General features: G+C 55.9%; 19 protein-coding genes. 9 read left to right on the top strand and 10 right to left on the bottom strand.

The window, feature by feature from the left end:
- The first annotated feature begins 44 nt into the window (after positions 1-44).
- Together accD and ACR0IY_RS12310 are read left to right on the top strand one after the other, a co-directional pair.
- Complete coding sequence (gene accD, locus ACR0IY_RS12315) at positions 45-977, top strand: acetyl-CoA carboxylase, carboxyltransferase subunit beta (RefSeq protein ID WP_480673666.1); 933 nt, start codon at positions 45-47, stop codon at positions 975-977.
- The gene (locus ACR0IY_RS12310) at positions 974-2,248 is read left to right on the top strand and encodes a bifunctional folylpolyglutamate synthase/dihydrofolate synthase (RefSeq protein WP_480673664.1); all 1,275 of its coding nucleotides are present in this window, start codon (positions 974-976) and stop codon (positions 2,246-2,248) included. The genes accD and ACR0IY_RS12310 overlap by 4 nt, the downstream gene beginning before the upstream one ends.
- Before the next feature lie 106 nt (positions 2,249-2,354).
- On the opposite strand, the gene ACR0IY_RS12305 is transcribed toward ACR0IY_RS12310, so the two are convergent.
- Positions 2,355-4,268: a DUF3604 domain-containing protein gene (locus ACR0IY_RS12305; protein ID WP_480673662.1), complete on the bottom strand. Its 1,914-nt coding sequence runs from the start codon at positions 4,266-4,268 to the stop codon at positions 2,355-2,357.
- Between the two features lie 362 nt (positions 4,269-4,630).
- Between ACR0IY_RS12305 and ACR0IY_RS12300 the strand changes: the two genes are divergently transcribed.
- On the top strand, positions 4,631-5,551 hold the full coding sequence (locus tag ACR0IY_RS12300; RefSeq protein WP_480673660.1) for an ABC transporter ATP-binding protein: 921 nt from the start codon (positions 4,631-4,633) through the stop codon (positions 5,549-5,551).
- 358 nt (positions 5,552-5,909) lie between these two features.
- Here the strand turns inward: ACR0IY_RS12300 and ACR0IY_RS12295 are convergent, their stop codons facing one another.
- The 3 genes from ACR0IY_RS12295 to zapE form a co-directional block, all read right to left on the bottom strand.
- Positions 5,910-6,374, bottom strand: coding sequence for a phosphate-starvation-inducible PsiE family protein (locus ACR0IY_RS12295; RefSeq protein ID WP_480673658.1), 465 nt, complete (start codon positions 6,372-6,374; stop codon positions 5,910-5,912).
- 364 nt (positions 6,375-6,738) lie between these two features.
- On the bottom strand, positions 6,739-8,085 hold the full coding sequence (locus ACR0IY_RS12290) for a metal-dependent hydrolase family protein (RefSeq protein WP_480673656.1): 1,347 nt from the start codon (positions 8,083-8,085) through the stop codon (positions 6,739-6,741).
- A 345-nt stretch (positions 8,086-8,430) separates the two neighbouring features.
- Entirely contained in the window at positions 8,431-9,489 is a 1,059-nt protein-coding gene (gene zapE / locus ACR0IY_RS12285) for a cell division protein ZapE (protein ID WP_480673654.1), read from the bottom strand.
- 149 nt (positions 9,490-9,638) lie between these two features.
- On the opposite strand from zapE, the gene ACR0IY_RS12280 reads away from it, so the two are divergent.
- Complete coding sequence (locus ACR0IY_RS12280) at positions 9,639-10,874, top strand: MFS transporter (protein ID WP_480673652.1); 1,236 nt, start codon at positions 9,639-9,641, stop codon at positions 10,872-10,874.
- A gap of 45 nt (positions 10,875-10,919) precedes the next feature.
- Here ACR0IY_RS12280 and ACR0IY_RS12275 read toward each other — a convergent pair whose 3' ends face one another.
- The 6 genes from ACR0IY_RS12275 to ACR0IY_RS12250 all read right to left on the bottom strand — a co-directional run bounded on the left by ACR0IY_RS12275 (position 10,920) and on the right by ACR0IY_RS12250 (position 18,030).
- The gene (locus ACR0IY_RS12275) at positions 10,920-12,956 is read right to left on the bottom strand and encodes a bifunctional aldolase/short-chain dehydrogenase (protein WP_480673650.1); all 2,037 of its coding nucleotides are present in this window, start codon (positions 12,954-12,956) and stop codon (positions 10,920-10,922) included.
- Between the two features lie 78 nt (positions 12,957-13,034).
- On the bottom strand, positions 13,035-14,129 hold the full coding sequence (mtnA, locus tag ACR0IY_RS12270) for an S-methyl-5-thioribose-1-phosphate isomerase (RefSeq protein ID WP_480673648.1): 1,095 nt from the start codon (positions 14,127-14,129) through the stop codon (positions 13,035-13,037).
- 122 nt (positions 14,130-14,251) lie between these two features.
- Positions 14,252-14,707 (bottom strand): YaiI/YqxD family protein, encoded by a 456-nt coding sequence (locus ACR0IY_RS12265; RefSeq protein WP_480673646.1) that lies wholly within the window; start codon positions 14,705-14,707, stop codon positions 14,252-14,254.
- Complete coding sequence (sthA, locus tag ACR0IY_RS12260) at positions 14,704-16,161, bottom strand: Si-specific NAD(P)(+) transhydrogenase (protein ID WP_480673645.1); 1,458 nt, start codon at positions 16,159-16,161, stop codon at positions 14,704-14,706. The genes ACR0IY_RS12265 and sthA overlap by 4 nt, the downstream gene beginning before the upstream one ends.
- Before the next feature lie 3 nt (positions 16,162-16,164).
- Positions 16,165-16,998, bottom strand: coding sequence for an S-formylglutathione hydrolase (gene fghA / locus ACR0IY_RS12255; protein WP_480673643.1), 834 nt, complete (start codon positions 16,996-16,998; stop codon positions 16,165-16,167).
- Positions 16,999-17,100: 102 nt separating this feature from the next.
- Complete coding sequence (locus tag ACR0IY_RS12250) at positions 17,101-18,030, bottom strand: AEC family transporter (protein WP_480673641.1); 930 nt, start codon at positions 18,028-18,030, stop codon at positions 17,101-17,103.
- A 183-nt stretch (positions 18,031-18,213) separates the two neighbouring features.
- On the opposite strand from ACR0IY_RS12250, the gene ACR0IY_RS12245 reads away from it, so the two are divergent.
- The 5 genes from ACR0IY_RS12245 to ACR0IY_RS12225 all read left to right on the top strand — a co-directional run bounded on the left by ACR0IY_RS12245 (position 18,214) and on the right by ACR0IY_RS12225 (position 23,815).
- Positions 18,214-18,831 carry a TetR/AcrR family transcriptional regulator gene (locus ACR0IY_RS12245; protein ID WP_480673639.1) on the top strand — a complete coding sequence of 206 codons (618 nt, stop codon included), beginning with the start codon at positions 18,214-18,216 and terminating at the stop codon, positions 18,829-18,831.
- A gap of 328 nt (positions 18,832-19,159) precedes the next feature.
- Complete coding sequence (locus ACR0IY_RS12240) at positions 19,160-20,743, top strand: ABC transporter substrate-binding protein (protein ID WP_480673637.1); 1,584 nt, start codon at positions 19,160-19,162, stop codon at positions 20,741-20,743.
- A gap of 68 nt (positions 20,744-20,811) precedes the next feature.
- The gene (locus ACR0IY_RS12235; protein WP_480673635.1) at positions 20,812-21,906 is read left to right on the top strand and encodes a M24 family metallopeptidase; all 1,095 of its coding nucleotides are present in this window, start codon (positions 20,812-20,814) and stop codon (positions 21,904-21,906) included.
- Entirely contained in the window at positions 21,906-22,913 is a 1,008-nt protein-coding gene (locus tag ACR0IY_RS12230) for an ABC transporter permease subunit (RefSeq protein WP_480673633.1), read from the top strand. The genes ACR0IY_RS12235 and ACR0IY_RS12230 overlap by 1 nt, the downstream gene beginning before the upstream one ends.
- Complete coding sequence (locus ACR0IY_RS12225; RefSeq protein ID WP_480673631.1) at positions 22,913-23,815, top strand: ABC transporter permease subunit; 903 nt, start codon at positions 22,913-22,915, stop codon at positions 23,813-23,815. The genes ACR0IY_RS12230 and ACR0IY_RS12225 overlap by 1 nt, the downstream gene beginning before the upstream one ends.
- Positions 23,816-23,818: the final 3 nt, after the last annotated feature.

Genomic DNA, 23,818 nt, shown 5'->3' with positions numbered 1-23,818 from the left:
GTAGCGTCTTATTTGACGTCAACGCCGCATAATAAGGTTCCAACATGAACTGGATCACAAACTACGTCCGCCCTCGGATCAACTCGATCTTCTCGCGACGGGAAGTACCCGAAAATCTTTGGCACAAGTGCGACGAGTGCGGCACGATGCTGTTCCACCGTGAGCTGGCGGAAAATCAGAACGTCTGCACCCAATGCGGTCACCACATGGCGATCACACCCCGCGAGCGGTTCAACCACCTGTTCGACGGCGGTATCTTTTCAGAGGTTGAGGTGCCCGCGCCCAAGGACGACCCGCTACAATTCCGGGATCAGAAAAAATACCCTGACCGCATGAAGGCGGCGCAGAAAAAAACCGGCGAGAAAGAGGCAATGTTGGTCGCCAAAGGTGAGATCGGGCGAACGCCCATTGTGGCCGCCGCGCAGGATTTCTCGTTCATGGGCGGATCGATGGGCATGTATGTTGGCAACGCCATCATCGCTGCCGCGCAAGAGGCGGTAAAGCTGAAACGTCCTTTGATCTTGTTCTCAGCCGCGGGTGGCGCGCGGATGCAAGAGGGCATCCTCAGCCTGATGCAAATGCCGCGTACCACGGTTGCCGTTGAAATGCTGAAAGAGGCGAACCTGCCCTATATCGTCGTGCTGACTCACCCGACCACCGGGGGCGTGACCGCGTCTTATGCTATGCTTGGTGATGTGCATATTTCCGAACCCAACGCGCTGATCTGCTTTGCCGGTCCACGCGTGATCGAACAGACTATCCGCGAAAAACTGCCCGAAGGGTTCCAGCGTGCAGAATACCTGCTGGATCACGGGATGCTGGACCGCGTAACCAAGCGGACCGAGATGCGCGACGAACTGATCACCATCACCCGGATGCTTATGAACCAGCCTCCTGCGGTGAAAGGCGACTTACCCGCGCCAGAGTCGGAGGAGACCGTAAAGGAAGCCCCTGCTGAGGAGAAGGCTGAGAAATGACCTCTCAGTCATCCGACCTCATCCTTGACCGGATGATGGCGCTGCACCCCAAGATCATTGACCTGACCTTGGACAGGGTCTGGCGTTTGCTTGAAGCGCTGGACAATCCGCAGCTTAAATTACCGCCGGTCATCCATATCGCAGGGACCAACGGAAAAGGCTCTACCCAAGCGATGATCCGGGCCGGTCTGGAAGGGGCCGGACTATCGACGCACGCCTATACATCGCCCCACCTAGCGCGGTTTCACGAGCGCATCCGTTTGGCGGGCGAGCTGATATCGGAGCCTGCTCTAACTGCAGTTTTGGATGAATGTTACGCCGCCAACGGGGGCGAGAACATCACCTATTTCGAAATCACGACCTGCGCGGCGCTGTTGGCGTTTGCGCGCACGCAGGCGCATTATACCCTGCTTGAGGTCGGTCTGGGCGGCCGGTTGGACGCCACCAATGTCGTCCATGAACCAGCTGTTACGGTGATCACCCCGGTCTCAATCGATCATGAACAGTTTCTGGGGAATTCGCTGGGTAAGATCGCCGCTGAAAAAGCAGGCATCATCAAACCGGGCGTGCCCTGTATTGTCGGCCCGCAACAGGACGAGGCGCTGGAAGTCATCGAATACACCGCCGCGCGTCTGGGGGCACCGCTGCTGATCCACGGCCAGCACTGGCATGTGACTGAAGAAAACGGGCGCCTGGTTTATCAGGACGAAACCGGTCTGCGGGATTTGCCGATGCCGAACCTGCTGGGCGCGCATCAGCTGCAAAACGCGGGGGCCGCACTGGCGGTCTTGCGCTACCTGAATCTGGGTGATGACGCCTATGAGGCCGCCGTGACCAAAGCCGAATGGCCCGCCCGGATGCAGCGTCTGAAAACCGGCCCTCTGGTTGATCAGGCTCCTCAGGCCGAACTCTGGCTGGATGGCGGCCACAACGTAGCTGCCGGGGTAGCCCTGGCGGACGTTCTGTCCAAACTACCCGTACGCCCAACGCATATGATCTGCGGCATGTTGAACACCAAGGACGTGACCGGCTACCTTGCTCCGCTGGCAGGGCAGGCGCAAAGCCTGACCGCCGTTTCAATCCCCGGCGAAGCCGCCACGCTCAGCGCCGAAGACACCGCCTCTGCCGCGACGCAGGTTGGCTTGCCTGCCTCGACGGCCGATAGCGTTTCCAGTGCGCTGCGAACCATCACCGACGAGGACCCGCAGGCCCGCGTTCTGATTTGCGGCTCACTTTATCTGGCCGGCAACATCCTGCGTGAAAACGGCTGAGGACTGCCGCACTGTACCGTTTCGCCCACCAAGTCGGGCAGCGGGCACGCTCGCGATATGGGCGTCTAAGCTTATCACGAACGGTTTCGCCGAAAAAACTATGTTGCTACTCGGCGCTGTACCAGATCGGTGAGGTGTAGGCACGGTCCTGGACTTCGGCCGGGACGGCCTCTGGCAGCGGGATATCATAGAAAGCTGCGTCTATTGTCGTCCAACGTGGCTTTGGAATCTCAATAACCCTCACATAGTAAAACGCGTTGTTATTGGGGTCGAAATCTGGATCTTGCCAATAAGCGGCGAGTTCAAGAGAACCAATTGAGTTGTTGTACGTCGCGTTTTCAACATCAACCGTTGAGCCCACCGGTTCCCGCGCGCGACCATCTTCTCCGATCTCTCGGCCATCGGAAACGGCCACGTCAAAAATCCGTTCATGGGTGTCGCCACTCTCGTCGATCCAGCCTTTGATGATTTGGACACGGTCGAGGTTTGCACCATCCGGATCGCGAAGCGCGCGGATCAAAAAGCTGGGAGAAACTCCATCAGGCGCGTTCTTCAAATCTCCGCCCATTGGCACGCCGTTTTGATACCCGTTGGAAACAAAGTCCGACGCGTACAGATCATCAGAATCGAAACCCCAGCCGCCAAAGACGCGGACCCGCATTCTCGGCCCGGTTGTGGCGTACGCTTCCTTGCGCTTGATAGCCCCGTGGACTTCCTCACGCGTGTTTTCACGTGCCCAGACAGCGGTGAGACCCGCTGCCGACTCTTGCGCCGTAATGATACGCAATGCCGGGTCTTCGGCAGGAATTACATCGAAGTTGTGGCGATTTGCCGAAGGCTCAGTGTGTTGGTATTTGCCGAAATAGTTGTCTTCCCGCGTAGTCGGGAGGGCGGTGTGCGTGTCGGTTGTACCGTAGAAGCCGAACTTGAAGGGGTTTATGCCCGTCTCTCGCTGGACCTCAAGGCCAACCTTCAAAGCAGAACGTCCATATTCGTAACGTAGCATTTCAGGGGTCTTTGCGACGGTCCCCGAGATGTTTGCAACGTCCCAGGTTTCGAAATCCGCAAACTCGTCATCCGGCGACAAGTAAGGGTGCGTTTCCTCATCTCCCTTGATCTGGGTCACCTCGTGCATGGGCTCCCAGCGAATACGTTTGGCCGCGTATTCTGCGTCCATCGGTGTGCCGTCAAACTTGGTGGGCGCGAACATTATTCCGTTGGATATATTGCCGTTATGCGGAACGGAAACGGCGCTTCCGCCCGTCTCTTCTTCGTAGGTCGCCAGGTAATCCCACAATGGCTCGGGGTCTTCGCTTTCGAAAAAGGTAAATGGGCGGGTGCGACTGGTCTTATCGGCGCCGTCCCCGAAGATCACTACACGGTGAAGGTTGTCGCCACGTGGTGTCGATGTCCACTCGTATCCCGCCAACGATGTGAACACACCGGGTTCGTAGTAATCGTCGACTGTCTCCACGATCTGCTGCCAGAGGTCCCCGTCCAAATCCAAGCCAGCTGTCGGGTCGCGTCCTTCGATTGATGCGATCTCGATGATGTCGGCGAACGCCTCCATGCGACCTTCCTGCCCGGCATTGAACCGTTCATAGGTCAAGCGGCCCCAGTCGTCGGCCAATAGCCGGGGGTCTGCTGCGCGAACAGCGGTTGCAAGCCCCAACATTTCTGCGTGTTCGGTAATAGCGAGGAAATCGAGGGGCCTGATGAGCTGAACAGGCTGCCCGGTATTTGAAGTTACCCTATCCCCTCGGGCCACGCGAAAGGCGTCATGAATGCTCAACGAGGTTCCCACTAGTCCTGCGTCGAAAGAGATTTCTGTGTGGAAGTGAAGATCGCCGAACAGAACTTGATCGGGATAAGACCGGTCAACAAACGGCGAGTAGGTTTGTGAAGGGACAGCATCATCCGGAGGAACTTCACCTTCGAAGCCGAGTGCTTGAGTCCCCAGTGAAAGCGCAAAGACAGTTGACGTATGCAACAAAAAATTGGGTTCAAAATGAGTTCTCATAACTGACCCCCTAGGCAGCAAATCTGAACCCGCAGTGTAGGAAAAAACATGCAAAAAATCAAATATAAGGGTGGGTAAGGTGCACTGTCCGAAACCTGCACTTGTGAACTTGATTAGGGGACTTGCATAGAGGTGGGCGCGGCTGCGCTATGCCAAATCTCGGGGCCAGAGGCTTTCCTCCAGTTCGGGAAACCAAATCCCGACCGTTAATCTTCCAAGAAACCGTGGGCTCCAAATTCACCGGAAGCGCTTGGTAAACACGCATCTTTTTATGTGAATGAAATTGAGTGTTACAGTGTGTCAACAACTCGGCACCTACCTCGTTCAGCTAAGGTGCTGCAAGAATCTTGGGGGAACGTGAAGTGATTGAATTTTACAAATCCATCTGGAGAACAACCGGGCGACGTCAGGTGGTCAACATCTTGCTGTCGCTGATCATTGCCGCCCTCGCGGCGTTTCCTCTGAATTATCAGAAAGAAATCGTAAACGGACTGACGGAAAAGAACATAAACCCCGAAGGCTTGTTGTGGCTCGGCGCTGCTATGGGTGCAGTGATAACCCTCAGCCTCGCGCTGAAATGGGTGCTGGGGTATCTTTCGAGCGTTCTGGGTGAGGACATGATCCGCAAACTGCGCAAGCGAATTTGCAATCTGTCGCGCGAAAACCCCGCGGGTTCCGAGAAAGTTGCCTATGGTGCAAAGGCCACAATGGTGTCAGCCGAAGCCGAACAAGTAGGAAAATTCTCTGGTAGCGCTCTGTCTGAACCTATCGTACAGGCCGGAACCCTTGTTGTGATCGTCGGATACATTGCGGCCAACCAGCCCTCTCTGGGGCTGATCGCAATCTGCATGATTATTCCACAGGTATTTATCGTTCTATTCGTTCAGACGCGCGTGAACCTGCTTGTCTCAGATCGGGTTCACACATTGCGCAAGGCCACAAACTGGCTTGTTGATGCCGATCGATTGGCCGCGGAAATCACGCCTAAATTCGACGAAATCTACGAGGCGCGTTCCCGGATATTTGTGTGGAAACTATCATCGAAATTTGTTCTCAGCATAATTAACGGAGCTGGCACTGTAGGAGTTCTCGTTGTTGGTGGCTGGCAGGTTCTGGAAGGTAATACAGATGTTGGCACGGTCGTGGCCGCGACCGTCGGCTTGACCCGCCTGCAAGGACCAACGCGACAACTGATCGCTTTTTACAGGCAGGTCAGCGCAACGGCGGTGAAATTTGATCTGTTGCGTGATGCGGGCGTAGATATGGCTGAAGTGTCCAGCTGAACTTTACACCGTCGGGTCGCTGGCCTGTTGTTTTGAGGGCGTGATAGCACAGGCGAACGCCGCCGATTTTGTCTTTGCGTTGATCGCCGTCGCTAGCATGCCAATGGCAAGCAATCGGGGTTAGCCACTCGGGCTTTGGTCGTTATTCGCCCTTTCTGAACCTACCGGCAAACCTTCACGCAGCGCGGTTGCGCCCGCCAGGGATCATCGTAGACATATGTAAAGCGCAAGCCGACAACACCACATATTCTTTGCGGTGATTGCGGATACGCTGCCTGCATTCCTTGAAGCGACGACCGAAGACAAAGCTTTCGGATGCACAGTCTAAGTGTTCTGCGAAGCCACTGTCAGAGTTGCTTCACGGTTTTCTATCTATAAGCCAGTATGTTAGGCCCAGGGCAAGGCCGATCGCTGCGTAACCAAGAAAGTACTGAGGCTCCAAACTTTTATCGTCGAGTGTGATGATTTTTCGAGCTACCGCCATCAGGGCGGTTGCGACAACAAGCTTGATGTGGATGACGTCGGCAGTCAGATAGAGAGTTATGTTTGTATAGATTTCTATCGCAATAAGAACGACCAACACAGCACTGAAAACCGCGAGAAGGTCACTGACTTCTAAAATATAAACAGGCGGTTCCAGAAACTTCTGATATGTTGTGAAACCGGCATCAATAACTGCCAGGATAATGATACCAAGCATGAGCACCGATAATGCTCTGACACCGTGTCGGATCATTCGGTTACACCATCGAACGATGGCGTCTTCGTGATCGGGGTCTAGTTCCACATGTGCTGGGATTGGTTTGTTTTCTTCGCCACTCACTGTCATCTCCAATTTCGAACGAATTCGCCAGCGTGAGAGGTTTTATCGAGGTGCGCCGCTCACTAAGGCTTTAACCGAGTTCTCCCATAAAATGCATGTCACTTTCTAGGCTGATCTTTGAGTTGCCAAGGCGCTCAGATGAGTTTTGCATGTTCGATTTCTCAATCGAAGCAAACACCTAAACTGTGGAATAAGCCATCGAAGAACCTGGGTTCATAGGCCGAAATTCATAGTCGTCACCGCGATTGGATAGATTTTTTCAGAGCTATCACTGCCAATCACTGACAAATTTCGGACAAGGGCACGTAAGACTGGCCCGACAGAACCTGCCGTTCAAATTGTCCAGAGCGTTTGAAGGGCCGCTTTACTCGAGAATGTTTTTGTAGATTACACCATCCTTCATGATAACCGAAAAATTGGCCGCTGGATCAACCATCAAAGTGATGTCCTCCACCGGGTTGCCATCGACCAGAATAAGATCGGCATAAGCCCCGGGCTCGACAACTCCAAGCGCCCCTTCCTGGTATGGGTTTCGCGGCCCAGATAAGGCAAGGAGTTGAGCGGTATTGTATGTGGCTTGTTGCAAAACTTCCGCTCCCGACCACCACCGTCCGCGCCGTTCAAACTCCAGATTCTGCATGGCAAGAAGTTCCGGTGAACCAAAAAGGTCGACCCCGAAGGCAATCGGCAGGTCGTACTTTTGGATGAGCGAAACGAAGGTCTCCACATTGTCACGAACCGGTGCGCCCTTGGCGATAGTGTCCGGGTCCCCTCCTGCTAGCATCTCTTCATCTGGTGTGAAGATCAGGAACTGAGGATTGAGAATAGCGCCCGCATCGCGAATTGCTGCTATGGTGGCTTCTTCCGCGATTAGGTTGCCGTGATCAATGCTTTTGACCCCTCCGGCCAGCGCTCGCACAACCGACTCATCAGTATAGGCGTGTACTAAAACATAGGTGTTCCAGTCCTCCGCCGCGTCTACTGCAGCTCGGATTTCCTCAATCGAGTAATGCGTCGTGTCCAGAGGGTCATAGGGGCTGGAGTTGCCGCCACCCAGGCTCAGTTTGATTTGGGTCGCACCCAATCGCAACGCCTCGCGGGTCATAGCTCGAACTTCCGGGACACCATCGGCGATGAAAGACCACTGTGTCTCAAAGAAGCTGCGTTCGCTGCGTTGCCGTGGGTGAGTTTCATTATATAAACGAAAGTCAAAATGCCCGGACGTCTGCCCTATGAAATGTCCGGAACAAAATATACGCGGCCCGGGCACGATGCCCTCATCAATGGCCTGGGCGATTCCGTAGCATGGTCCTCCCGCGTCCCGCAGGGTCGTAAAACCGCGCATTAGCATGGCTTCGGCCTCTCGTGTTGCCAGCGCGCCTACGTAGGTCCAGTGCTGATTGTAAGCCAGCGCAATGGGACTGGCACCCAGCATGATGTGATTGTGCCCATCAATCAGACCGGGCACGAGCATCCGCCCACCGCCATCTATTATAGTTGCGCCGTTGGATGGCAACTCAGTGGTTGAAACCTCGGAGATGAGATTGCCGATGACCAGGACGTTAGCGCCCTCGATCACAGTTGCATTTCGACTGTCAAAGACATCAACGTTTGTAAAAAGGGTCGAAGACTGGACATCTTGCCCAACGGCAGGTGAAAAAGCAGTCACTGCCGCAAGTAGACTCATTACGTGTGTAAGCTTAATCAGCATGTTTGTCCTATTTTCTAGTTCATAGTGCGTAGGATGTTCAGTTGCGTTCCATGATATACAATTTTTCCGATGAGTAATCGAACTTGGTCTGCAGCGCAACTAAAGTGGTCCGCCGCTTTGGTCAGAACTTCAAAACGACCGGCAAATCGAATTGGCCTGTAAAGTGTTTTCCAGGGCAAACAAAAGCGGGTGCTCTACCATTATCAATGGTCTGCCTTGGGCTGAAAGCCGGCCTTCGCTTCAACAAAGCCAACGAAGGCAGGGGCCGCCTCGGTATTTGACACAAGCTGCCATATGAGAGGTTGTGCCACCTAAAAAATGCAATCGGCGGCTTGGCTCAGCCCCTTAATTTCCCCAATCTTTACCCTGCATCTCACGCAGGCGCGAGGCGGTGCGCTCGAATTCAAACGTACCTTCGCCTTCAACATACAGCATTTCCGGTTCCGCTGCGGCAGAGCAGATCAATCGAACCTTTGCTTCATACAAAGCGTCGATCAGTGTCACAAAACGCTTGGCCTCGTTGAAATTGTTGCGCGAAAGAAGGGGAATGTCCTCCAACACCAGAACCTTCAGCGCGTCAGCGATTGCTAGATAATCCGCCGGACCCAACATGCGCCCGCACAAGTCGTAAAACGAGGCCCGGGCCACGCCGTTCCGAAACGCGGGCAGCTCGACCGCTCTGCCTTTAACTTGTAATACCAGCGGTTCTGCTTCGCCCCCCGCGAGGTCCTGCCATACACTGCGAATGCTCTGTCGCGCTTCGGGACCAATCGGGGTGAAATAAACCGCTGCCCCTTCCAGCCGGTTCTGGCGATAATCTGTGGGCGAGACCAGCTCCCACACCTGCAGCTGTTCCTTGATATGCGCAATGAAGGGCAGAAAAAGCTGCCGGTTCAGCCCGTTCTTGTAGAGATCATCGGGATGCCGGTTCGAGGTGGTGACAATAACCACACCGCCGTCATTTAGCAGGTCAAACAACCGCCCCACGATCATCGCATCGGTTATGTCGGTGATCTGCATCTCATCAAAAGCCAGCAGCCTGACCGAATTCACAACGTTCTGGGCGACCGGGGCCAGTGCATCTTCGACCCCATCCTGACGGGCCTTGTGCATGCCCGCGTGGATTTCCTGCATGAAGGCATGAAAGTGCACGCGTCGAGCAGGGATTTCTTGCAGCGTGTCGACGAACATGTCCATCAGCATAGATTTGCCGCGCCCCACGCCGCCCCACAGGTACAAACCTTGGGGTGGAGGAGGCGCTTTGCGGAAAAGCCCGCGTTTGACCGGTGATGCAAGCGCGGACCGGATGCGCTCGAAATGGGGCAGAACGGCCTCTTGCGCATCGTCTCGTGTAAGACTGCCCTCGGCAATACGGGCATTGTATAGCGAAATCAAATCCGTCATACGCCCGAGCCATAGCGCTGGTGTTGCGTGTTGAAAAGTAACCTTTTCAGACCACGCATCAAATTTGCTGATCCGTGACACCAAATCTGCTGATTTGACGCGGGATGCAGATTCGCTACCGTCCACCGAAATAAAACCCCGAGGTTTCCATGTCGCAATCGGCCCGCCTGCTGAATCCGATCCTGATCGTGGGATGTATCGTCATCACGGTCAGCTTTGCCGTGCGTGCGTCGTTCGGTGTGTTTCAAATCCCGATTGCGGACGAGTTCGGCTGGCTGCGCACCGATTTCTCGATGGCGATTGCGATACAAAACCTGGCGTGGGGTGTTGGTCAGCCGATCTTTGGAGCGATTGCTGAAAAGATCGGCGATCGGAAGGCGATCATCCTTGGGGCACTGACCTATGCGGCTGGTATGGTGTTGTCGGCCTGGTCCGTCACGCCATTCGAACATCAGATGTATGCCTGGCTGGTTGGTTTTGGCATCGCCGGAACCGGGTTTGGCGTGGTTCTTGCCGTCGTTGGACGCGCCTCTTCGGATGAAAACCGCTCAATGTCACTGGCTGTGGTGACCGCCGCAGGCAGTTTCGGGCAGATTCTTGGCGCTCCCACTGCCGAATGGCTGCTGACGTTCATGCCCTGGCAGCAGGTTTTTATCATCTTTGCTCTGGCAATACTTGCACTGATCCTGACATTGCCATTCATGCGCGCGCCGCAACCGGCTAGTAAGGCCGTGCTGGAAGAAAGCATGAGCCACATTCTTGGCAAAGCCTTCCGTGATCCATCTTATGCGCTGATCTTCCTTGGGTTTTTTAGCTGCGGTTACCAGCTGGGTTTCATCACCGCCCATTTCCCGGCCTTCGTGACCGAGATGTGCGGCCCGATCCAGCCGGGCGGCGTGTTGCACTCGATCGGCATTCAGACGACCTCTGCGCTTGGTGCGGTGTCTATCTCTCTGATCGGTTTGGCCAATATAGGGGGAACGCTTCTGGCTGGATGGGCGGGGAACCACTTTCCCAAGAAATATCTGCTGGCGACTGTCTACACCGGACGTACTCTGGCGGCCGCAGCGTTTATCATGTTTCCGATCACTCCGGTGTCTGTGATAGTATTCTCGCTCGTAATGGGGTCGCTGTGGCTGGCCACAATACCATTGACGTCGGGGCTGGTCGCACATCTTTACGGCCTACGTTACATGGGCACGCTCTACGGCATCATCTTCTTCAGTCACCAGGTCGGCAGTTTTCTCGGCGTTTGGCTAGGTGGACGCATGTATGACCAATTTGGGGACTACACAATGGTATGGTGGATCGGAGTTGGCATCGGAGCCTTCAGTGCTATCGTCCACCTGCCCATTCGCGAGAACAGGTCAGCAGTCCCAGCCTAAGGCATGAAAAAACGCCTCATTCATAGCGTAATCCGGTAAAGATGATTACCGCAGTTCGGCTTCGGTATTGCCACCATCCACTGTCACGACATGCCCGGTTGTGCGCTCCATCAAAGCCAGCGCAACAAACGCATTTGCGACGTGTTCGGCTTCGACTTCGCGACCCAATAAGTTGCCCGCCATATAGGTCTCCTCGGAAACCCCACGCGCGGCGGCCCTTTCCTGAATGAAATCGTCGGTCAGCAAACCAGATCGAATGCGGTCTGCGTTCACCCCATTCACACGGATGCCATGCTCGGCCAGTTCAAGCGTGAGTTGGCGTAACAGGAACAAAGTGGCGGCTTTGGGAGTGCCATAAGCACCCATATTTCGCCCAGGGTTGATAGCCTGCTTTGAGATGTTGAACAGAATTTGTCCGCCTCGGCCTTGAGTTTGCATCACCTGCGCGGCACGGGTTGCAAAAGCCTTGTGCGCGAAGAAATTCAACTCGAAAGCAGACCGGAATTCGTCCTCTCCAAGCTCCAGCAATGCGCCAGAGGTGGCTGATCCGGCATTGGACACCAGAATATCCAGACCGCCAAACCGATGTATAGCTGCGGCAACCGCAGCATCTGCGGCACCATCCTCGGTCACATCGCACGCAAATGTCGAATGCCACGCCCCAAGGGTCGACTTGGCCTCGACCAAGGCCGCCTCATCCCTGTCCACCAGCATGATGTTTGCCCCGGCATCTGCAAATGCCTTGGCGGTTGCGAGACCAATCGCGCCCGCACCTCCGGTAACCATCGCAATTTTCCCCTGAAGTGGCGGAGGAGAGCTTTTGCCGAGTTTCGCCTGCTCGAGTGACCAGTACTCGCAATCGAAACGATCTTTTTCGCTGGTTGGAAAGAAACCGCCCGCATCTTCGCCAACCGAGCGAACCCGCAGGTTTTGCTCGGCCAGGTCCGCCGCAATTGAGGCCGCTTTGGCATTCGGTCCGATACCGATGATCCCGACACCTTCGATCCAGGCGTGTTTGGGGTCTGGCGGTAACTGTTTCTTGGGCTCATCAGCTTGCGGTGCTTGCCGATCAAAATAGGCGCGATAGGCATCGGCGAATTCCTCGACTTTGGCCCTTAGCTGAGCTCTGCCACCCGAAAGATCCGATGCACGCAGGACAAGCGGGCATCCCTTTGTCCGCAGAACGTGGTCAGGCGAAGCCATGCCACGCTGGGCCAGGGCATCAACGTCTGATCGGTCAAAGAACCGCATGACCTCAGGCCCGTTTCTAAGATCGAAGACTGGCATCGGATCGTCTTGCCCGGCTGCAACGTCGGCGATGGCTCCGCGCAGGATTGGCAATACGTCGAGATTTTCCGCAGGATCACGACGCCCGATCGTCGTGAGGTCTTTCAATCCAAAATAGGCTGCGACCTCGTTAGTATGCGACACGATCCGGTCATAACTTTCCTGCGCCGTCGCGCCGAATGTAAAGTGCCCGTGCTGCAATAGCAGAAGCCCTTCGACATTCGGGTTTTCGTCGAACACCTCGGCCGCCTTTTTGGCCAGCCCGAAGCCTGGCATGATATAGGGCACAATACCCAACCGGTCTCCGAATATCTCGCGGCAGACATCTGCGGCGTTGGGCAGATTGGCCAATACCAGAAAAGGGGTCGCATGCGTGTGATCAACATATTTGTGTGGCAGAAACGCATGCAGGAGCGTTTCAACAGAAGGGTTAGGTGAGCCTGAATCCAACAAGTTGGCGCGCTGCACATTGACCATCTGAAAGTCCGACAATTGTTCCAAAGCGCGCAGTTTCATCAAAGGGTCCAGCCATACGCCCGGTAGGCCCGGCGCCTCGATACTGTCCAGATCCCATCCCGACCCTTTGACATGAAGAACACGCTGTGGATTGCCAAAAAGGTCAGGGCGTTCAAGTTTGACTGACGTGTTGCCGCCCCCATGCATCAAAAGATCGGGGTTCTGACCGATCAGGCGCGACGTATAAACACGTTCACCCAGTTCCTGATCTGCCGGATTAGCTCCGGCATGATCGCGCCATTGCTGCGCTTCATCAGGTTTATACCAGTTTTCAATCATCGTTCATACTCAGCAAGTTAAGCGCGTCCAAGCCCCGCAAGGTCAGTCGCACAATCGTGGAGGGTGTTAAACAAAGTTTTAACCAGCCCGGTCCGGAAACAGTTGGGCCAGGCCTTCGGCAGAGGCTTCGCAAACGCCGCGCTCGGTGATTAATCCCGATACCAGCCGGTTTGGTGTGACATCAAAGGCTGGATTGCCGCCTTCGGTACCATGTGGCGTCACGCGAACCTCTGAGATCTCGTCCTGATCATCGACACCCATGACATGGGTAACCTCTTTTGTATCGCGTTCTTCGATCGGGATTTCCGCCACGCCATCGCGAACCGTCCAGTCGATCGTAGGCGAGGGCAGGGCGACATAAAACGGGACACCGTTATCTTGGGCGGCCAAAGCCTTTAGGTAAGTGCCGATTTTGTTGCAGACGTCACCGTGCGCCGTGGTTCGGTCCGTTCCGGTTATTACCGCGTCAACCAACCCGTGTTGCATGAGGTGCCCCCCCGCATTGTCCACGATGTAACGATGGGGAATACCCTGTTCACCCAACTCCCACGATGTCAGCGCGCCCTGGTTCCGTGGTCTGGTTTCATCCACCCAAATATGGAGAGGAATGCCCGCATCATGCGCGTGATACATGGGGCTTGTTGCAGTGCCCCAATCCACCGTCGCCAACCAGCCTGCATTGCAGTGGGTCAACAGGCGAACCGGCTCGCCCGTTGGCTTTTGTTCGGCTATTTTCCTGATCAGTTCCAGCCCATGGCGGCCAATCGAGGCGTTGATCTCGACATCTTCATCCGCGATCTCTTGCGCAAGCGCCCAAGCACGGTCCGCGCGATCTCTGGCGGCTAGCGGCATCAGTGCCTCACGGCATCTGTCCAATGCCCATCGCAGGTTAATTGCGGTGGGCCGGGTCGCGTGTAAAACCTCATATGCGGCGTCAAACGAGGCTTCGGTGCTGTCACGTGACATCTGTTCGGCAATTCCAAACGCCGCAGTCGCGCCAATCAGGGGCGCTCCTCTGACCCACATGTCCCGTATCGCAGCGGCAAACTCATCCAGCGTTTTCAGTGTCACCACCCGAAAGTCATGTGGCAACCATCGTTGATCGATAATCCGAACCTCACCTGCCGATTTGTCCCACCAGATAGACCTGTAATGAGTGCCTTGTACTTTCATGGTGCAGTCTCCGCTTTCGAAAAGCCTTACTGGATTTCAAACACAGGGTGCGTTCTTACGAGAGACTTGTAAACGGGCGTTTCCGATTTCGCGTCAGTATTTTAGTCCGGCATTGCGTGCGGCTATTCCCGGCTTGCTGCTCGAATTTCCCGTTCCAGAGCGTCCAAAAATCTAGAGCGATCTGCTTTACTGAAAGGACGACCACCACCGCCAGCCCCAAGTGGGTTGGCGGAGCGCAGATCGGCCATCAGGTCGCGCATTGCCAGTTGTTGGCCGATATTGGCGGCCGTGAACGCCTCGCCGTTGGGGCGCAAAACCCGCGCCCCGGCTTCAACGCATTTCGCTGCAAGGGGGATGTCAGAGGTCACCACCACATCCCCTCTGCCACATCGTTCAGCGATCCACTTGTCTGCCTCATCCGCACCTTCCGCGACAATCACGACTTGCACCAATGGGTTCGCCGAGGGCCGCAGCCCACCATTCGAGACCAACGCCATCGGCACTTTGTGCCGTGTCGCCACCCGCTCGGCCTCGGCCTTCACGGGGCAGGCGTCGCCATCTATATAGAGCGTGGTCACGCCTTTTTGGCCGGTTTTTTAGCAGATTCCGCGGGCGATTTGCGAACCTTGAACTCTTCAGGGATCGGCATGCGGTTGAACGCGTCCAGACCGGCGATCTTGTAGGCTTCGGCCAAGGTCGGATAGTTGAACGTATTCTGCACGAAATAATCCACGGTGCCTTTCAGGTTCAGAACCGCCTGCGCGATGTGGATCAACTCGGTCGCGCCTTCGCCTACGATCTGTACGCCCAGCACCCGGCGAGTTTTAAGCGAGAACAGCATCTTCAGCATGCCGTGTTCCAGCCCCATGATGTGCCCGCGTGAGGTTTCGCGGAACCGCGCCACGCCGACCTCGTACGGAATGCCGCGCTCCTGCAATTCCTCTTCGGACATGCCACAAGTAGAAATCTCGGGTACAGAATAGATGCCATAAGGATACCACGGGCTTTCCGCCAGCGTATGCGTATCTAACGCGTGACAGGCAGCGACCCGACCCTGTTGCAACGAGGTCGAAGCCAGCGACGGATGCCCAATCACGTCGCCGGTCGCGTAGATATGCGGCACGGCGGTCTGATAAGATTTGCGATCCACACTAATCCGGTTGCGATGGTCCGTTTTCAGCCCTACCGCATCCAGATTCAATGCCGAAGTGGCCCCCATGCGGCCAGCGGCAAACAGCAGCATCTCGGCCCGGACGTGACGCCCGTTTTCAAGAGTAATTTCGACATGACCGCCCGCGTCTTCGATCTTTTCGACGGCTGACCCCAACCGCAGATCTACGCCGTTTTCGCGGATCTGATGGGTAAAATCATGGATCAGGCGGCTGTCGATGAAGTCCAAAAACGTGTCGCGGGGCTCGATCAGTGTGACCCGCACATCCAGTGCTGAAAACATAGTAGCGTATTCGACACCGATGACGCCCGCGCCGATAACGCAGAGCGATCGGGGAATCTCAGCCATCTCCAGAAACTCATCTCCATCGACGATGGTCTTGCCGTTGAACGGCACGTAATCCGGGCGATAGGTCTTGGTTCCGGTGGCGATCAGGAACTTGGCCGCGGTAAGGCGCGTCTTTTCACCGGCATCGGTGGCCACTTCTACCTCGTGGGGGCCAATGAACTTGGCCAACCCGTTCAGTGTTTCCACGTGGTTGCGGTTGAACTGGTGTTCCAGCACATCGACCTCGTGATCAAGGGTCATGTGTAGACGCGCCTTGAGGTCCTCGGCCCGGATCTGATCCTTGACCCGGTATGAGCGCCCGTAAAAGCTGCGCTCGCGCCAGCCCGACAGGTTCAGTACGGTTTCGCGCAGAGTCTTGGAGGGAATGGTTCCCGTGTGAACAGACACTCCCCCCAGCCGATCCTTGCGGTCGATCACCAGAACCCGACGCTTCAGTTTCCCCGCCTGAATCGCTGCGGCCCGGCCCGAAGGACCAGAGCCGATGATGATCAGGTCATAATCATATTTGCTCATCCCTCAGTCTCCGTACAACGCCTCGGCGTGGAAGGTAATGTGGTCTTCCATGAAGGTGGACACGAAGAAGTAGGAATGATCATAGCCCGGTTGCAGCCGATATGTTGCCTGTTGGCGGCGTTCGGCAATGGCTGTTGCCAGCGCTTCGGGGCGCAGCAGGTCGATGAATTGGTCATTCGCGCCGGTGTCGATCAGAATAGGGCCGTCAAATCCGGTTTTCTTCATCATCAACGATGCGTCGTGTTTGGCCCAGGCGCTTTCTTCATCGCCAAGATAGGCGCTCAGCTGCTTGCGACCCCAATCGGCTCCGGTTGGGTTCGAGATCGGAGCGAAGGCCGAGACCGAGCGGTACCGCCCCGGCAAGTTCATCGCCAGCGTCAGCGCTCCGTGGCCGCCCATCGAATGGCCGGTGATCGCCTGACGGTCCATGTCGATGGCAAAATTTTCGGCCAGCAGGGCGGGCAGTTCTTCGGCCACGTAATCCCACATGTTGAAATGTGGTTCCCAAGGGGTCTGCGTTGCGTTCACATAAAATCCGGCCCCCTGACCCAGATCGTAATCCTCGTGATCAGCCACACCCTCGCCCCGTGGCGAGGTGTCAGGAAACACAACGGCGATGCCTTGTTCAGCAGCCCAGGCTTGCGCGCCAGCCTTTGTCATTGCGTTTTCGTGGGTGCAGGTGAGGCCGGACAGATACCAGAGAATTGGAACCGGGCCGTCCTTGGCTTCGGCGGGCAGAAACAGACCAAAGGTCATATCGCATTGGCAGGCTGAAGAGGCATGGCGGTATACGCCCTGCACGCCACCGAAACAGGCGTTTTCGGAAAGGGTTTCCATCTGGCAGTGTCCTTAACATTAGGTCGCGATATGGCTAACGATCCAAAGACACAACGTAAAGCCCGAGCGCCTGAGGCAAGTGTACTTTTTAGAAGATGAGGCTTAGGGCGTGGCGAGCCAGGCAACCACTAAGGGCAAGGTCAGAATGCTGGCCGCCGTGGACAACAGGATCGCGGCTGATGCGCGATGCGGGGCCACGCCGAAATGAGCCGCAAGCATATAGACGTTGCCGGCAACCGGCAGCGCCGCAGCTGCAATGGCAACCGACGCTGGAAACTCCGCAATTGGGATCACCCACAACAGCGCTATGGCAACGCAGAATGGGTGGATGATCAGCTTGCAAAAAGTCAGCCAAGCGGCGATCTGAACGCGTTCAGCTGATTTCGAGGCTAGCGATGCTCCGATCGCGAACAAAGCGCACGGTGTTGCCGCGCCACCCAAAATGGTCAGAAAGTCATTTAAAACGTCAGGAACCGGCACCTGTAATGCCGACCACACCAACCCCGCTATTATCGAAACAATCATCGGATTTTTCGCGAGCCCCAGCGCGATAAGCCGCAAAGTTCCCGGCGTCAGTTGTCCATCGCGCCCCGCGTGGATCAATATTACGATAAGCGATGAAAACACCACCAGATCGACGGTCAGAACCAGCATCACCGGACCGATGGCCGCCTCTGAGAACAGTAAGGCCAGCATCGGCAGGCCCAGAAATCCGACATTGCCTATGGCAGCGCATTGAGCTTCGACCGCGGCCGTCGGAATGTCGAGCCCGCGCAGCCTCGCCACGAGAGTCGCCAGTAAATAGACCGCCATGGTGCCCAGCAGGTAGCCGATGACCAACCGTCCGTTGAAAATCTCGGCAAAGGGCAGGGTGGCGGCAAAGCGGAACAACATTGCCGACAATGCAAAATAGAACACAAATTTGGTCAGATAGGCCGTCGCTGCTGCGGTGAAAAACCTGCTGCGCCCGGCCCAATACCCAAGGCCGATGATCGCGAAAAAAGGAAGCGTGCGCAGAAAGATATCGACCATGGCCAGAGTGTTAGCATTGTTTGGCCAACCAGCAAGCCCCGAGCGGCCGCGAACGTAAGCAGCGGGTCTCTGACAGATAAAAGAGCGAAGTTCACGTTCTGCTACGCAAGGGAGTTTCGCGAATCGTTGTATCTGAACTAAACGGTTTATAGTTTCAGGGGATCAGCTAACCAAGGAGAGCCCATGACCGAGACAGCCGCCATCCTGCGTACGGGCCGCAAATTCGATCAGGTATTAAGCGGTGCCCGAGAGGTGTTCATGGCGGATGGGTTCGAAGGCGCAAGCGTTGACGACATCGCGCGGGCTGCGGGGGTATCTAAAGCGACGCTCTACAGTTATTTTCCTGACAAACGGCTGTTGTTCATGGAAGTTGCGCAGACCGAATGCAAACGCATGGCGGAAAGCGTCCTGGCGATGATCGACGATTCCAAGCCAGTGCGCGAGGTTCTGACAATCACGGCAACTCAGCTTACCGCCTTTCTGGTTTCGGAGTTTGCGCAACAGGTTTTTCGGATTTGCGTGGCTGAACGGGATAGATTCCCCGAGCTTGGCAAGGCGTTTTATGAAGCCGGTCCAAAAAACGGCAAGCAGCAGATGGCCGAATATCTGGAAAAGGCTGTCCAAAAAGGTGAATTGGCTATCGAAGATGTTCTGATCGCAGCGGAACAGTTTTCCGAGCTGTGCAAAGTCCGTATCTGGACCCGCGCAGCTTTTGGAATTCAAACCAGCTTCACCAAGTCCGAGATTGATGAAATCGCGCTACAGGCCGTTGATATGTTCATGGCCCGGTACGGGGTTTGATCGCGCCAATGCGCTGCGCGTTGTTTTATGCACACCATAACCAAGGGTCGGCGATAACAGGCTGATCTTTGCAGGCAATGGACCTTTTTTCCCAGTCTAACTGATCATAGCCATCACACCCTTGCCGAAACGCCTCAAAAGGGTGAACGTATCGGTGTGTCCAAGCCGTCTGCTGGTTGTCGGGTATAGGCCGTGTAAGCCAGTTGACAATGGATTTTGTATTTTGGATACATTGGGCCGAGATGTCGCGGTGATACGAGTCGCCTATCAAAGCTCTGGCCATAAAGAGCAATGCGAATGTCTGAAAACACATTTCTGGGAGAAACACATGAAACTGAAATTAATGGCCGCAACTGCCGCCATCGCGTTGTCCGGTGCAGCGGCACAGGCAAATACTCTGGTCTATTGTTCCGAAGGCTCGCCCGAAGGGTTCGACCCGGCGCTGTTCACAGCCGGCACGACCTTTGATGCCTCGTCTCACCCGATTTACAACCGCCTGCTCGAGTTCGAAACCGGCACAACCAATGTAGTTCCCGGACTGGCGGAAAGCGTCGAAGCCAGCGATGACGGTCTGGAATACACTTTCAAGCTGCGTCAGGGCGTCAAATTCCACTCGAACGACGAATTTACTCCGACCCGCGATTTCAATGCGGATGATGTGATCTTTTCGTTCATGCGTCAGAAGGACGAAAACCACCCGTACAATCAGGTATCCGGCGGCACCTGGGAATACTTCCAGGGCATGGGCATGCCTGATCTGGTCGAATCCATCGAAAAGATCGACGACTACACAGTCAAATTCACTCTGACTAAGCCCGAAGCACCGTTTGTTGCCAACATGGCGATGGATTTCGCATCAATCCTGTCGGCTGAATACGCGGACGCGATGATGGAAGCGGGTACGCCTGAAAAGCTGAACACTGCGCCGATCGGCACCGGTCCGTTCTCTTTCGTAAACTACCAAAAGGACGCCGTGATCCGTTACGCCCAGAACGGCGACTATTGGAAGGCGCCGGCAGACGTGGAAAACCTGATCTTTGCGATCACCCCGGATGCATCGGTTCGCTATCAGAAACTTAAGGCTGGCGAGTGCCACATCATGCCTTATCCGAACCCCGCCGACATTCAGGCGATGAAGGATGACGCGGACATCAACATGATGGAGCAGGAAGGCCTGAACGTTGGTTATCTGGCCTATAACACCACCATGGAACCCTTCGACAATCCGAAGGTCCGCAAGGCGCTGAACATGGCGATCGACAAGAACGCCATCATTGATGTGGTGTTCCAGGGCTCGGGCCAGGTTGCCAAGAACCCGATCCCACCAACCATGTGGGGCTACAACGACGCCATTACCGACGACGCATATGATCCCGAAGCGGCCAAGGCGATGCTGGAAGAGGCGGGCGTGTCCGACCTGTCGATGAAAATCTGGGCAATGCCGGTGCAGCGTCCATACAACCCGAATGCCCGTCGTATGGCCGAACTGATCCAAGCGGATTTCGCCAAGGTTGGTGTGGACGTCGAGATCGTCTCGTACGAATGGGGCGAGTATCTGTCGCGGTCGAAAGAACTGAACCGTGACGGCGCGGTGCTGCTGGGTTGGACCGGTGACAATGGTGATCCGGACAACTTCCTGGCGGTTCTGCTGGGTTGTGACGGCCGCGAAGCATCGAACCGCGCCCAGTGGTGCAACGATGAGTTCGAAGCGCTGATCCAGAAGGCCAAACAGACCACCGATCAAGCCGAGCGCGCGAAGTTGTATGAAGAGGCACAGGCCGTCTTCAAAGATCAGGCGCCTTGGGCAACGATTGCACATTCGGTTGTTTACATGCCGATGCGCAATGAGGTGCAGGGGTACAAAGTACACCCGCTGGGTGGCCACATCTTCTACGGTGTAGGCGTCGAATAAAACACCACTTACGAACCGGAGCCACCCCAGCGGTGGCTCCGGTTTCTTTTTTCTGGAGGTCGGCAAGAATGCCGGATTTGTCCGAGTACCGCCAACTGGCAAAGGACATGTCAGTGGATGCCGTGGCGCTGGTGCCCGGCCCAAATTTCACCCGCGCATTGGGTAAACCCTTCATGAGCCACGAGCGGCCCTTTGTGGTCGTAATCCCGGCGACAGGGACCCCGGCCGCGATTGTTCCGAACTTGGAACTGGGCTCTTGGGCGCTGGTCGGGTTTGAAGGCGCCGTGTTCGATTGGCGAGATCAGACAGGCTATGATGATGCCTTTGCTGCGCTTGCCACGCACATGCCATTACAGTCGCTGGCTGTCGAAGGGCAGGTGATGCGGGTTTTTGTGTCCAAGGCCCTTTCCCGGGCAATGCCTGACCTACAGATTGTGGACGGCGAACGGGAAATCTCGGGCTTGCGTGCCGTCAAAACCGAAGAAGACATTGCCGCGCTGCAAGCGGCAATTGATATCTCGGAACGCGCGCTAGAGCGGGTCATCGAAGACGTGCGTGTCGGACAGACCGAAGTGCAAATTGAACAGGCCCTGATACAAGCGCTGTTCGCCGAAGGCGCGGCTTCACTGGCTTTTGCGCCCATTGTCGCGGCTGGCGAAAACTCGGCGCAACCGCATGGCAAGGCGCGGGCGGATTATCGGATCAAATCAGGTGACGCGCTTTTGTTTGACTTTGGGGCCCGCAAACATGGGTTTGCCGCTGATATCACCCGAACCTTCTTTGTTCAGGACGTTTCGGACGAGGGCAGGGCGGTCTATGATACTGTTTTGCGCGCCAATCAGGCGGGATTTGACGCCTGCCGCCCCGGTGTAACTGCGCATGACATCGACGATGCGGTGATCAGCGTGCTTGAGGCGTCGCCCTATGCCGACCGAATACGTACCAAAACCGGTCACGGTCTGGGCCGTGACGTGCACGAGGCTCCGTATATCATGCGCGGAAACGACCAGAAAATTCTGGCAGGTATGGTCTGGACCAACGAACCGGGCCTTTATCAACTGGACAATTTCGGCGTTCGCATCGAAGATGACGTACTGGTGACCGAAAACGGCTGCCGGTCACTGACCAGCTTTCCCAAAGATCTCACAATCATAGGTCGCTGATGTTTGGCTATTTTTTGACCCGCCTTGGCATGTTCATCCCGACCTTTTTGGGTGTGACGCTAATTTCCTTCATGTTCATCCGGGTTCTGCCCGGCGATCCGATCATCGTCATGGCTGGCGAGCGCGGCATGACCGAAGAACGCTATCAGGAGATGGTGGAAAAACTGGGTTTCGACAAACCGGTGCTTCAACAGTATTGGGATTACCTTGTCGGCGTTTTGCATGGTGATCTGGGCGAGAGCTTTGTCACCAAAAAGCCAGTCTGGGATGAGTTTTTTGCCCTTTTCCCAGCGACGTTGGAATTGTCCCTCTGCGCCATGTTCTTTGCTGTGGCGTTGGGTCTGCCTGCGGGTGTGATTGCAGCCGTGAACAGGGGCAAGTTCTTTGACCGCGCGCTGATGTCATCGGCGTTGGTCGGATATTCGATGCCAATCTTCTGGTGGGCGCTGCTGCTGATCATCGTGTTTTCCGGCAATCTGGGCTGGACGCCGGTCTCAGGCCGGATCGATCTGCTCTATTACTTCCCCAGTGTCACGGGTTTTATGTTGATCGACAGTCTGTTGTCAGGACAGGCGGGCGCGTTCCAGTCCGCAGTGCGGCACCTGATCCTGCCGACAATTGTTCTGGGCACCATCCCGCTGGCGGTTATCGCCCGCCAAACACGTTCGGCCATGCTTGAGGTTTTAGGTGAGGATTACATTCGCACTGCACGCGCCAAGGGCCTGGCTCCGACGCGGATCAACGGCCTGCATGCGTTGCGAAACGCGCTGATCCCGGTGATCACGGTGATCGGCCTTTCGGTTGGCACGCTTTTGGCCGGTGCCATTCTGACCGAGACGATTTTTAGCTGGCCGGGTATCGGCAAGTGGATGGTCGACAGCATCTTTCGCCGTGACTATCCGGTGGTGCAGGGCGGCCTGCTGATGATCGCTGTGATCGTGATGTTGGTGAACCTTCTGGTCGATGTCCTCTACGGCATCATCAACCCCAAAATCCGGAGGCGGTGATGGCTGAACTATCCGCAATCCCTACAAAAACTGAAGACCGCCCCAGCGCTTTGCGCGAATTCTGGTACTATTTTAGTGAAAACCGCGGTGCGGTTATGGGCCTTTGGGTTTTTGCCGCTTTCGTTTTGTGCGCAGCCTTTGCACCTTTGTTGGCGCCGTATGATCCGACCGAGCAATTCCGCAATCACATTCTGCAACCCCCCGCGTGGCAAGAGGGCGGCAGTTGGGCGTTTCCGCTGGGCACCGATCCGCTGGGCCGGGATATGCTGTCCCGGCTGATCATGGGGTCGCGGTATTCCTTCTTTGTCGGCATCGTCGTGGTCTGTGTTGCTGTAACGGGCGGCGTGATCATCGGGTTGCTATCCGGGTTTGCACCCAAATGGGTTGATACGCTGATCATGCGGGTTATGGATATTATCCTGTCCTTCCCGTCGCTTCTATTGGCGCTGGTTCTGGTGGCCATCCTTGGCCCGTCATTGACCAACGCAATGATCGCCATCGCCATCGTGTTCCAGCCACATTACGTGCGCCTGACCCGTGCTTCGGTGCTGTCTGAGCGTCAGAAAGACTATGTGACCTCGGCTCGTGTGGCCGGGGCTGGAAAAGCCCGGTTGATGTTCAAGACCGTTCTGCCCAATTGTCTGGCTCCGATCATCGTGCAGGCGGCGCTATCGTTTTCGACCGCAATTCTGGACGCCGCCGCGCTTGGCTTTCTGGGCATGGGGGCGCAGCCGCCCACACCAGAATGGGGCACCATGCTGGCCGAAGCGCGTGAGTTTATCCTGCGCGCCTGGTGGGTCGTGACATTCCCCGGCCTCGCCATCCTCATTACGGTACTCGCCATCAACCTGATGGGCGACGGTCTGCGCGATGCGCTGGATCCGAAACTGAAGCGGAGCTGACGA

This window comes from Ruegeria sp. BC1 (assembly GCF_056539305.1).
Note: the sequence above shows the minus strand (reverse complement) of the source record. Positions and strands in the feature narration are given on the sequence as shown.